The organism is Stenotrophomonas maltophilia group sp. RNC7 (genome assembly GCF_030910085.1).
Taxonomy (GTDB): domain Bacteria; phylum Pseudomonadota; class Gammaproteobacteria; order Xanthomonadales; family Xanthomonadaceae; genus Stenotrophomonas; species Stenotrophomonas sepilia.
The window spans coordinates 1-10,432 of sequence record NZ_JAVFVN010000974.1 but is presented as its reverse complement, the minus strand read 5'-3'; the positions used below and the strand labels follow the sequence as shown (position 1 = coordinate 10,432).

General features: G+C 66.8%; 9 protein-coding genes. 4 read left to right on the top strand and 5 right to left on the bottom strand.

Features of this window, described 5'->3' with window-relative positions:
- Positions 1-318 precede the first annotated feature (318 nt).
- From RCF13_RS25245 to RCF13_RS25235, 3 genes are all read right to left on the bottom strand, one after another.
- Positions 319-1,884 (bottom strand): YdiU family protein, encoded by a 1,566-nt coding sequence (locus RCF13_RS25245; RefSeq protein WP_134969427.1) that lies wholly within the window; start codon positions 1,882-1,884, stop codon positions 319-321.
- A gap of 32 nt (positions 1,885-1,916) precedes the next feature.
- Positions 1,917-2,606 (bottom strand): glutathione S-transferase, encoded by a 690-nt coding sequence (locus RCF13_RS25240; protein WP_010484523.1) that lies wholly within the window; start codon positions 2,604-2,606, stop codon positions 1,917-1,919.
- Positions 2,607-2,792: 186 nt separating this feature from the next.
- Positions 2,793-3,002 carry a cold-shock protein gene (locus RCF13_RS25235; RefSeq protein WP_005416210.1) on the bottom strand — a complete coding sequence of 70 codons (210 nt, stop codon included), beginning with the start codon at positions 3,000-3,002 and terminating at the stop codon, positions 2,793-2,795.
- A 302-nt stretch (positions 3,003-3,304) separates the two neighbouring features.
- On the opposite strand from RCF13_RS25235, the gene RCF13_RS25230 reads away from it, so the two are divergent.
- Positions 3,305-3,793, top strand: coding sequence for a YaiI/YqxD family protein (locus RCF13_RS25230; protein WP_072168289.1), 489 nt, complete (start codon positions 3,305-3,307; stop codon positions 3,791-3,793).
- A 13-nt stretch (positions 3,794-3,806) separates the two neighbouring features.
- Here the strand turns inward: RCF13_RS25230 and RCF13_RS25225 are convergent, their stop codons facing one another.
- The gene (locus RCF13_RS25225) at positions 3,807-4,676 is read right to left on the bottom strand and encodes a pseudouridine synthase (protein ID WP_231352677.1); all 870 of its coding nucleotides are present in this window, start codon (positions 4,674-4,676) and stop codon (positions 3,807-3,809) included.
- A 124-nt stretch (positions 4,677-4,800) separates the two neighbouring features.
- On the opposite strand from RCF13_RS25225, the gene RCF13_RS25220 reads away from it, so the two are divergent.
- The 3 genes from RCF13_RS25220 to RCF13_RS25210 all read left to right on the top strand — a co-directional run bounded on the left by RCF13_RS25220 (position 4,801) and on the right by RCF13_RS25210 (position 8,691).
- The gene (locus tag RCF13_RS25220) at positions 4,801-5,349 is read left to right on the top strand and encodes a YaeQ family protein (RefSeq protein WP_005416207.1); all 549 of its coding nucleotides are present in this window, start codon (positions 4,801-4,803) and stop codon (positions 5,347-5,349) included.
- Entirely contained in the window at positions 5,346-6,530 is a 1,185-nt protein-coding gene (locus tag RCF13_RS25215; RefSeq protein ID WP_061477923.1) for an NAD(P)/FAD-dependent oxidoreductase, read from the top strand. The genes RCF13_RS25220 and RCF13_RS25215 overlap by 4 nt, the downstream gene beginning before the upstream one ends.
- A 91-nt stretch (positions 6,531-6,621) precedes the next feature.
- The gene (locus RCF13_RS25210; RefSeq protein WP_061477970.1) at positions 6,622-8,691 is read left to right on the top strand and encodes an EAL domain-containing protein; all 2,070 of its coding nucleotides are present in this window, start codon (positions 6,622-6,624) and stop codon (positions 8,689-8,691) included.
- 114 nt (positions 8,692-8,805) lie between these two features.
- Here RCF13_RS25210 and fabV read toward each other — a convergent pair whose 3' ends face one another.
- Positions 8,806-10,065: an enoyl-ACP reductase FabV gene (gene fabV, locus RCF13_RS25205; RefSeq protein WP_134968679.1), complete on the bottom strand. Its 1,260-nt coding sequence runs from the start codon at positions 10,063-10,065 to the stop codon at positions 8,806-8,808.
- Positions 10,066-10,432 lie beyond the last annotated feature (367 nt).

Genomic DNA, 10,432 nt, shown 5'->3' with positions numbered 1-10,432 from the left:
TGGATGAATCTTCATCGAAATCGAGTATTTCGAAGATTGAACGAAGAGCATCCACGCATGGCGTGGATCTACCGTGTCGACCAAGGTCGACACCTACCCACAGCAGCGGGAATCTGTCGGAGGTGGGGCGGTGTGGGGCTGCAGGACCGTTGGCGCCATGGATGGCGCCATCGAGCCCCCATGGACGGGTTTACGGCGTGTCCTGCAGCCCCACACCGTCCCGCCAGACCATCAGCAATCCAGAGCCGCTTTGGCTTTGGCCGTTGCTTGCGCGGTGGCCTCTGCAGGTGCAGGGCGCAGCCCTGCCGAAACCCAGCCTCAGGAACTGCAGGACAGCATCGAGCAGCCGGCGCGGTTGTCGGCCCACGCCGGGCGCTTGCCGGCGAAGTGTTCCAGGCCGGTACGCTCGGTGTATGGATCGCGCAGTACGTCCTGCAACGCATGAACACCGTCGAGGTCGCCCTGTTCGGCGCGGTCGATGGCCTCCTGCGCCAACCAGTTGCGCAGCACGTACAGCGGGTTGGCCGCTGCCATCTTCGCCAGGCGTTCGCTGGCCGACAGCGGATCGCTGCGCAGGCGCGCTGCGTAGTCCTGCAGCCACTGCTGCAACGGTGGCTGCACCGCCTGCTGGCGCGCCTCGTCGTAGTACACCGCGTCCAGCACGCCCGCATCGGGCGCCATCGGATCGATCCGCATCAGCGCGCGCCAGGCCAGGGTCATGTCCATGCCGCCGTCCTGCATCAGCTGCTGCCAGCGCAGGTAGAGCTGCAGGTCGTCATCGTCGGCCGCGGCCAGGCCGAGCTTGGCTGCGGCGTCGCGGCGCGTGCAGGCCACGAAGGTGGACTGGTAAGCCGCCACACCGGCCTGCAGCGGTGCGACATCGGCGAACAGCGGCGACAGTGCCTGCGCCAACCGGCTCAGGTTCCAGTACGCGACCTGCGGCTGGGTACCGAAGCGATAGCGGCGACCCTGCGCGTCGGTGGTGTTCGGCGTCCAGTCCGGATCGAAATCCTCAACCCAGCCGTAGGGACCGTAGTCGAGCGTGAGGCCGAGCACGGACAGGTTGTCGGTATTCATCACGCCATGCACGAAGCCGACGCGCATCCAGTGCGCGATCATCTCGGCGGTGCGCACCGCGATCTGCGCGAACCAGTCGCCGTACAGCGCCTCGCCCTGCCCTTCCAGTTCGGGGAAATCACGCGCGATGCAGGCATCGACCAGCTGCTGCAGCAGGGCGGTTTCCCCGCGCGACGCCGGCAGCTCGAAGGAGCCAAAGCGCAGGAACGACGGCGACACCCGGCATACGATGGCGCCGGGTTCTGCACGCGGGTGGCCGTCGTAGAACATGTCGCGCACCACGTCGTCGCCGGTACCCACCAGCGACAATGCGCGCGTGGTCGGCACGCCCAGGTGGTGCATGGCCTCGCTGCAGAGGAATTCGCGGATGGATGAGCGCAGCACTGCGCGCCCATCGGCGCCGCGCGAGTATGGCGTCGGGCCAGCACCCTTCAGCTGCAGCTCCCAGTGGCGGCCATCCGGCGCGACCAGTTCACCCAGCGAGATCGCACGGCCATCGCCGAGCTGGCCGGCCCAGTGGCCAAACTGATGGCCGCCGTAGTTGGCGGCCCATGGCTGCATGCCGGCATACAGTGCATTGCCGCCAAATACCTGCGCGAAGCCTTCGCTCTCGACCTCAGCGGTATCGAAACCAAGCATCGCGGCGACGTCCGGTGCCCAGGCCAGCAGCGTGGGCGCCGTCACCGGGGTCGGCATCACCGGCGACCAGGCCGCGCCCAGCACTTCGCGCCGGCGCGGGCCGGATTCGGGGTCGCCCGGCAGGGACTGCAGCAGGCGGTTGTCGAAACGGGGGCTGTCGGTATCCATGGTGCTGAAGATGGGGGCGACGGCCGCCCTCCTCAATTGCCGCTGAGCGCCTGCAGGTGGCCGCCGTGGGCCTCGGCACGCTGGTAGGCCGGGCGCTCGCCGATACGCTTGAGGAAGCCACGCAGTGCCGGCTTGTCGTCGAGGCCACCACCCCGTGCGGCAGCAGCCTGGATCGGGAAGCTCATCTGGATGTCGGCCGCACTGAAGCGCTCACCGGCAAACCACGGGCTTTCAGCCAGGCGGCGCTCCATCCAGTCCAGATGCAGCCGCCGCTGCGGGCCGATGAAGCCGCGCTCGGCCTTGTCGGCAATGCTGCGTGCGATCGGGCGCGCAAAGAACGGCATCGGCGCGTTGCGGATGCGGCCCATCACCAGGGTCAGCAGCAGCGGCGGCATCGCCGAGCCTTCGGCGTAGTGCAGCCAGTAGCGGTAAGCGATGCGCTCGGCACCATCGGCCGGCATCGGCGACGGCGACAGCTGGCGCTGGGTGTCGTAGCGGTCCGCGAGGTAGTCGAGGATCGCGCCGGACTCGGCCAGTACCAGCTCGCCATCCTGCAGTACCGGCGACTTGCCCAGCGGATGCACGTTGCGCAGTTCCGGCGGTGCCAGCAGCGTCTTAGGGTCACGCGGATAGCGGCGCAGTTCGTAGTCCAGCCCCAGCTCCTCCAGCATCCACAGCACGCGCAGCGAACGGGAGTTTTCCAGGTGATGAACGATGCGCATGGGGACGATCCTCGGGAAGGCCTCCATCCTACCGCGCCGGCTGCATGCCCTTTGTAGAGTCGAGCCATGCTCCACTGTCTTTGAAACCAGTCGAGCGTGGCTCGACTCTACAAAAAACAGCGGGCAATAAAAAACGCCGGAAGCTCTCGCTTCCGGCGTTCTGGCTACCCAACGGTAGCAGACGGATTAGACCGCCTGCACCTGGTCAGCCTGCATACCCTTCTGACCCTGGACGGCGATGAAGGTAACCTTCTGGCCTTCCTGCAGGGTCTTGAAGCCGGTGCCCTGGATCGCACGGAAGTGCACGAACAGGTCCGGGCCGCTTTCCGGGGTGATGAAGCCGAAGCCCTTGGCGTCGTTGAACCACTTGACGGTGCCGGTCTGACGTTCAGACATTTTACTAACTCCTGAAACACATGTTGAAAAAAATCGCAGCCACCGGGTATCGGGGCCGAGACTGAGTTGCAGGCGTTGGTAAAGCGGATCGATGAGCGGATCGTGAGATCAACTGCACCAGGCCACGATTCACGGTGACCCTAGCAAACACAGTGGGTCGCACGATACGCGTGTTTTCCGCAAAAAGCGATAGTCCCGACGTTCATGGGACCAGGTCACCCGCTAGGCGTGACAAGGGTTGGCAGCCGTTCGCGGCTAACCCCGAGCCCCCATTCAGGTTTTTCCTACCCTACACTGGGGAAATGACTGAAGCTGAAACCCCCGCTGAATACGCGCCCTCTCGCATCTGGGTGGACGCGGACGCCTGTCCCACTGTCATTCGCGACATCCTGTTTCGTGCAGCTGAACGGGTGGGGATCGAACTGACCCTGGTCGCCAACCAGTGGATCCGCACCCCGCCCTCACGCTGGCTGCGCTCGATCCAGGTGCCGCAGGGCCTGGACGTGGCCGACAGCGCCATCGTCGAGCGGGTCGCCGCCGGAGACCTGGTCGTCACCCAGGACATCCCACTGGCTGCGCTGGTGCTGGAGAAAAAGGCCGTGGCGCTGAACCCGCGCGGCCAGCTGTACACCCCGAACAACATGGCCGAGCGGCTGTCGATGCGCAATTTCATGGAGGAACTGCGCGGCGCCGGGGTCCAGACTGGCGGACCGCCGCCCCTGGGACCCCGCGACCGGCAGCTGTTCGCCGCCGAGCTGGACCGCTGGCTGGCGCGACGCCCGGCCCGCTGAGCGCCTGGCCGCCCTAAGCCATAAGGCTCAGGCTGCGGCCGCTGCTGAACATCCGTCGTGCGCCACTCAACGGGTCGTCGAAGGCCAGGGCCCGCGCCAGCAGCTGCAGCGGTGACTCGGCCACATCCAGTGGCCGTTGCCGAAGCTGCGGGTACAGGTCGTCACCCACGATCGGCGCCCCCAGCATGGCCATGTGCACGCGCAACTGATGCTTGCGGCCGGTTTCCGGCCGCAGCCGGTAGCGCCAGACCGGCCCTTCGGCCTCGATCAGCTCGATCCGGCTGCGCGCATTGGGCTCGCCCGGCACTTCAGCCATGCGGAAGAACGGCTCCCCCGGCACCAGACGACTGTCCCGCTGCAGCGGAAACTCCAGCCCCGGCAGCGCCGGTGCCAGCGCCTCATAGGTCTTCTCGAGGCGCCGCTCGCGGAACAGCCGCTGGTAGGCATCACGCGTGGCTGCCTGGGTCGAGAACAGCACCAGGCCGGCGGTCAGCCGGTCCAAGCGGTGCAACGGCGCCAGTTCGGTGTTGCCGGTGCGTGCGACCAGGCGCGCCAGCAGAGTTTCGCGCACATAGCCACCGGCCGGCGTCACCGGCAGGAAGTGCGGCTTGTCGGCCACCAGCAGATGCGCATCCAGATGCAGGATGGTCTCGGCGAAGGGAATCACCGGCTCGTCGGCCACCTCGCGGAAGTACAGGATTTCCAGCCCCACCTGCCAGGGCATGTCCGGCGCCAATGCCCTGCCCCGCGCATCCTGCACACGGCCTCGGGCGAAACGGTCCTGCCATTGCGCGCGGTCGATGCGCGGGAAACGCGCACACAGGCCATCCAGCAGGGTGGCCCAGGGCCCGGGCGGCAACTGCAGTCGGCTGGGCAAGGTCATGGCGTCCACTCCGGCCACGGGAAAGAACGCAAGCGTGCCACCGTTGACGCTGCGCAGACAGCCCGGCCACGGACACCCCCGGAGCAAACCTCTATCATTGTCCTCTTTAGTCCACGGATCCCCCATGGCTCTTACCGCCACCATCCGCAAGGCCGAACTGCAGATCAGCGACATGGATCGCGGCTACTACGCGACCCACAACCTGACCCTGGCCCAGCATCCGTCCGAGACCGACGAGCGCCTGATGGTGCGCCTGCTCGCCTTCGCGCTGAACGCCGGCGACCGCCTGGAGTTCGGCCGCGGCCTGAGCACCGATGACGAACCCGACCTGTGGGAACACGACTACACCGGCGACATCCTGCAGTGGATCGACCTGGGCCATCCGGACGAATCGCGCATCCGCAAGGCCAGCAACCGCAGCCGCCAGGTGCAGGTGGTCAACTATGGCGGCAACGCCTCGGAGATCTGGTGGGGCAAGCAGGGCAAGGGCCTGGCGCGCTTCGACAATCTTTCGGTGGTCGACCTCGACGGTGCCTTCGTAGAGCTGTGGGGCCAGCAGATCCAGCGCGCGATGCGCTGGAGCGTGCTGATCCAGGACGGTGAAGTGCAGCTGCTCAACGATCAGATGCAGCTCGACGTGATCCCGACCTGGCGCAAGCGCGCCAAGGCATGAGCACGATCCGTTGTGACGTGGTGGTCATCGGCGCCGGCGCAGCCGGGCTGATGACCGCGATCACTGCCGGCCAGCGCGGCCGCCAGGTGCAGGTGATCGACCATGCCAACAAGGTCGGCAAGAAGATCCTGATGTCCGGCGGTGGCCGCTGCAACTTCACCAACACCGGCACCACCCCGGCCAACTTCCTGTCGGCCAACCCGCACTTCTGCAAGTCGGCGCTGGCCCGCTACACGCCCTGGCACTTCATCGAGCTGGTGCACAAACACGGCATCGCGTATCACGAAAAGGAACTGGGGCAGTTGTTCTGCGATGTCTCCTCCAAGCAGATCGTGAAAATGCTGGTGGACGAATGCCAGGCGGCCGGCGTACAGATCCGTACCGACTGCAGCGTGCAGCGCATCGAGCATGGCAGCGATGGTTTCCGCGTGCACACCACGCACGGCCTGTTCCATTGCGCCTCGCTGGTGGTTGCCACCGGTGGCCTGTCGATTCCCAGCATGGGGGCCAGCGGCTTTGGCTATGAAGTGGCCCGCCAGTTCGGCCACCAGGTGCTGCCGACCCGCGCCGGGCTGGTACCGCTGACCCTCAGCGGCAAGCACCAGGAGCGGCTGGCCGACCTCAGCGGCGTCGCACTGCCAATCGAGGCGCGCTGCAACGGCAAGAGCTTCCAGAACTTCATGCTGCTGACCCATCGTGGCGTGAGCGGCCCGGCCATCCTGCAGATCTCTTCGTTCTGGCAGCCCGGCGATGCGCTGGAGCTGGACCTGTTGCCGGGCCAGGATGCGGGCGAGTGGCTGCGCCAGATGAAGCGCGACCGCCCCGCCGCCGAGCTGCGCACGGTGCTGGGCGAGGTACTGCCGAAGCGGCTGGCACAGCGGCTGTGCGAGCACTGGCTGCCCGACCGCCCCGTGCGCCAGCTGGACGAGCCGGTGCTGCGCCAGGCTGCGCAGCTGCTGGGCGCATTCCCGCTGGTGGCCAGCGGCACCGAAGGCTACCGCACCGCCGAGGTCACCCTGGGCGGCGTGGACACCGCCGAAGTGTCATCCTCAACGATGGAATCCAAGCGCGTCCCCGGCCTGCACTTCGTTGGCGAGGTGCTGGACGTGACCGGCTGGCTGGGCGGCTACAACTTCCAATGGGCCTGGGCAAGCGGGCACGCAGCGGGCGGCGTGGTGTGAACCACTTCGCCGTTCCATGCGCGCAAGGGGGACGCGCATGGACGGTTCGCCGCGCATCGTGTATCTAGATTCGCAGATTGGGGAGCAGTGCATGCAGAACGCGAACGACATCACCATCCGCCTGCTGATCGTCGATGACAGCGGCGAGAATGCCGAAGCCATCGTCAGCACCCTGCGCAACAGCGGCATCGCGGTACGCCCGTGGCGCCCACAGGATGCAGCCGAGCTGGCCCAGGTGCTGACCAGCCAGGCCATCGACCTGGTGCTTGCCTCGCCGTCGCAGGGCATTCCGCTGCAGCTGGCAGCCCAGCACATCGCCGCCAGCGGCAAGGACATCCCGCTGGTGCTGCTGGCCGAGCGCATCGACGAGGACGAACTGGTGCAGGCCAGCAGCCATGGCATCCGTGCCCTTGCCCTGCGCCAGCGCCCCGAGCACCTGCTCGCCGTGGTCCGCGACCAGTGGGTGGACCTGCAGGCGCGCCGTGGCCTGCGCCGCATCGAGGCGCAGATGCGCGAGACCGAGCGCCGCTGCGACGCGCTGATCGCCTCCTCGCGCGACCCCATCGCCTACGTGCATGAAGGCATGCACATCCGCGCCAACGACGCCTACCTGGAGATGTTCGGCTACGAGCATTTCGACGACATAGAAGGCATTTCGCTGCTGGACATGGTCGCCGCCCAGCACGTGGAGGGCTTCAAGCAGCTGCTGAAGGGCCTCAGCCGTGGCGAGGCGCCGCCGCCCCAGTACCAGCTCGACGCGCGCCACCAGGACGGCAGTGCGTTCCCGGCGACGATGGAATTTGCGGCGGCCACCTACGAGGGCGAGTCCTGCCTGCAGGTGGTGCTCCGCCGCCGCATGGAGTTCGACCCCGAACTGGCACGCGAGGTCGAGGACCTGCGCCAGCGCGACCAGGTCACCGGCCTGCTCAATCGCCCGACCTTCATGCTGCAGCTGGAAAGCGCGGTGGCCCAGGCCGGGCGCAGCGAGGGCCAGTTCGGCCTGCTGCTGATCGAGCCGGACCACTACGCACGCCTGCTGCCGGATATCGGCCTGGCCTCGGCCGACACCCTGATCGGCGCCCTCGCCGCCCTGCTGGCCGAAGTGGTTGGCGAGGATGCGCAACTGGCCCGTTTCGGCGAGCACAATTTCGCCGTGCTGCAGGCCGGGCCCTATGCACAGACCGTGGCGCTGGCCGAGCGCATCCGAGAAGCCTACGCCGCGCACGTCTTCAGCATCGGTGCACGCTCGGCCACGGTGACGGTCAGCATCGGTGGCGTGCAGGTCGGTGAGAAGATCGCCAGCATCGGCCAGGTGCTGGCGCGCGCCAGCGAATGCACCCAGGCTGCAGCCGAGCTGGGTAACACCTGCCGCATCTTCGACCCGGCTGCCGCTGACCGCGTCGAGGAAGAGCGTGTGCAGCGCTGGGTGGCGCGCATCCGCGAGGCGCTGGCCGGCGACGGTTTCCAGCTCCACTACCAGCCGGTGCTGAACCTGCAGGGCGAACCACTGGAACTGTACGAAGCCTATCTGCGCCTGGAAAACAATGGCGAGCTGCTGAGCCCGACCGCGTTCCTGGGCATCGCCGAGGAACACGGCCTGCTGGCCGACATCAACCGCTGGGTGGTTTCGCAGGCGATCGCGGTGCTGGGCGAACGGGCACGTGCGGGTCATGCCACCCAGGTGCTGGTGAAGGTCACGCCGGAATCGTTCGATGACCCACAGATGATCGCCACCCTGCGCCGCGAGCTGCAGGCACAGGGCGTGCCCGGCGAACGGCTGTGGCTGCATGCACCGGAAGCGAAGGTGTTCACCCACCTGCGCAGTGCACAGCAGTTCCTTGCCGAAGTGGCGCCACTGGGCTGCCGCATCGGCCTGGAGCAGTTCGGTTCCGGGCTGGACTCGTTCCAGCTGCTGGCCCACTTCCAGCCGCAGTTCCTCAAGCTGGACCGGGGCTTCACCAGCGACCTGGCCGCCACCCGCGAGAACATCGACCGCATCAGCCAGATCACCGCGCGTGCTCAGGAAGCGGGCATCTGCACCATTGCCGAATTCGTCAGCGATGCCAACTCGATGACGCTGCTGTTCAGTGCCGGCGTGGATTACGTGCAGGGCGATTTCGTCGGCCCGGCGTTGCCGGAGATGGGGTTCGAATTCGGGTAACGCCTCTCTGTAGAGCCGAGCCATGCTCGGCTGCGGGACTCAAGCGAAGAGGAGCCGAGCATGGCTCGGCTCTACACAAACGAGAAGGCCGGCTTTCGCCGGCCTTCTGCTTGATCAGGTCATGTCGACCAGGTTGCCGATCTTCACGTCCGGGTTGACGTCGGCCTCGTAGTCGACGCCCTCCACGCCAAAACCGAACAGACGCAGGAAGTCGGCCTTGTAACCGGCCAGGTCGCTGATTTCGTACAGGTTCTCGTTGGTCACCTGCGGCCACAGCGCGACCACCTTGCCCTGCACGTCTGCGGCCATTTCCTTGTAGTCCGCACGCAGGCGGCCTTCCTCATCGACCAGCGCGACGGTGTGGCCGTCGCCATCGACCAGGTCATGGCGCAGGCGGTCGACCGCCGTGCCATCGGCCCTGCCGCCGTAAAGGATGTCGTACAGCACGTCGAGCTGCTCGATGCAGCCTTCGTGAGTACCCTTTTCCTTCATCACCTTGAACAGCAGCGACAGGTACAGCGGCATGGTCGGAATGGCCGAGCTGGCCTGGGTCACCACGGCCTTCAGCACCGACACACGCGCGTCGCCGCCGATTTTCGCCAGCTTTTCGCGCAGGCCGAGCACCTTGGTGTCCAGGTCCTTCTTGGCCGCGCCGATCGAGCCATTCCAGTAGATTGCCTGGGTGATCTCTTCGCCCACGTAGGTGAAGGCCGTGGTGGTACAACCATTGGCCAGCACGCCGGCATCGGCCAGCGCATCGATCCACATCTGCCAGTCCTCGCCGCCCATCACCGCGACGGTGCCGGCGATTTCTTCCGGGGTGGCCGGCTGCAGGGTGGTCTCGGTGATCACTTCCTTGTCGGTATCCAGCCCGCGCAGGGTGATCGGCTCGCCGATCGGCTTCAGCGTGGAGCTGATGATCTCGCCGGTCTTCGGGTGTTTGCGGCGCGGCGCTGCCAGGCTGTAGACAACCTGGTCGACCTGGCCCAGATCGGCCTTGATCATTTCGATGGTCTTCGCCTTCACTTCATCGGAGAAGGCATCGCCATTGATGCTCTTGGCATACAGGCCGGCTTCGTCGGCGTACTTGTGGAACGCGGCCGAGTTGTACCAGCCCGCGGTACCCGGCTTGGTTTCACTGCCCGGTCGTTCGAAGAAGATGCCGAGGGTGGCAGCGCCACTGCCGAAGGCAGCGGTGATGCGTGCGGCCAGGCCGTAGCCGGTGGAGGCGCCGATCACCAGCACACGCTTGGGACCGTTCTGGATCGGCGGACGCGCGCGGATGTAGTCGATCTGCTGCTTGACCGCGGCCTCGCAGCCGGTCGGGTGGGTGGTGACGCAGATGAAGCCGCGGACGCGCGGTTTGATGACCATGGATACCTCGGGTTGGCAGATGCGGCGCACGGGGCGCTCAGCAGGAGTACGGGCGCGCACGCGCGCGAACCGCAGGATCGTAGTGCGCGGGGGCCGAATGCACAACCGACGCTGGCGTAGGGTGGTGTTTCTTTTGCAGGGTTGCACCCTGCACCCGCAGAGGCCTGAGCAACGGCCAGAGCCAGAGCAACGGCAGAAGCTGGGTTCCTGGGGGTGGGCGGGGTGGGTCCGGTTGAGGGGGACGCCGTCAACCCGTCCATGGGGGCTTGGCCGCGGCTTGCTCGTGTGCGCTGTCCTGCGCACACGGCAAGACCGGGGTTGGGCGTCCTGCCCAACCCGCCCGAGGCATGCCTCGGGCCCATGCCGC

What these genes read in the sequence shown, in the direction of transcription:
- RCF13_RS25235 (WP_005416210.1), bottom strand. Translation starts at nt 3,002, where the DNA reads ATGTCTGAACGTCAGACCGGCACCGTCAAGTGGTTCAACGACGCCAAG.
- RCF13_RS25220 (WP_005416207.1), top strand. Translation starts at nt 4,801, where the DNA reads ATGGCTCTTACCGCCACCATCCGCAAGGCCGAACTGCAGATCAGCGAC.
- RCF13_RS25240 (WP_010484523.1), bottom strand. Translation starts at nt 2,606, where the DNA reads ATGCGCATCGTTCATCACCTGGAAAACTCCCGTTCGCTGCGCGTGCTG.
- RCF13_RS25245 (WP_134969427.1), bottom strand. Translation starts at nt 1,884, where the DNA reads ATGGATACCGACAGCCCCCGTTTCGACAACCGCCTGCTGCAGTCCCTG.
- RCF13_RS25225 (WP_231352677.1), bottom strand. Translation starts at nt 4,676, where the DNA reads ATGACCTTGCCCAGCCGACTGCAGTTGCCGCCCGGGCCCTGGGCCACC.
- RCF13_RS25230 (WP_072168289.1), top strand. Translation starts at nt 3,305, where the DNA reads ATGACTGAAGCTGAAACCCCCGCTGAATACGCGCCCTCTCGCATCTGG.
- RCF13_RS25210 (WP_061477970.1), top strand. Translation starts at nt 6,622, where the DNA reads ATGCAGAACGCGAACGACATCACCATCCGCCTGCTGATCGTCGATGAC.
- fabV (WP_134968679.1), bottom strand. Translation starts at nt 10,065, where the DNA reads ATGGTCATCAAACCGCGCGTCCGCGGCTTCATCTGCGTCACCACCCAC.
- RCF13_RS25215 (WP_061477923.1), top strand. Translation starts at nt 5,346, where the DNA reads ATGAGCACGATCCGTTGTGACGTGGTGGTCATCGGCGCCGGCGCAGCC.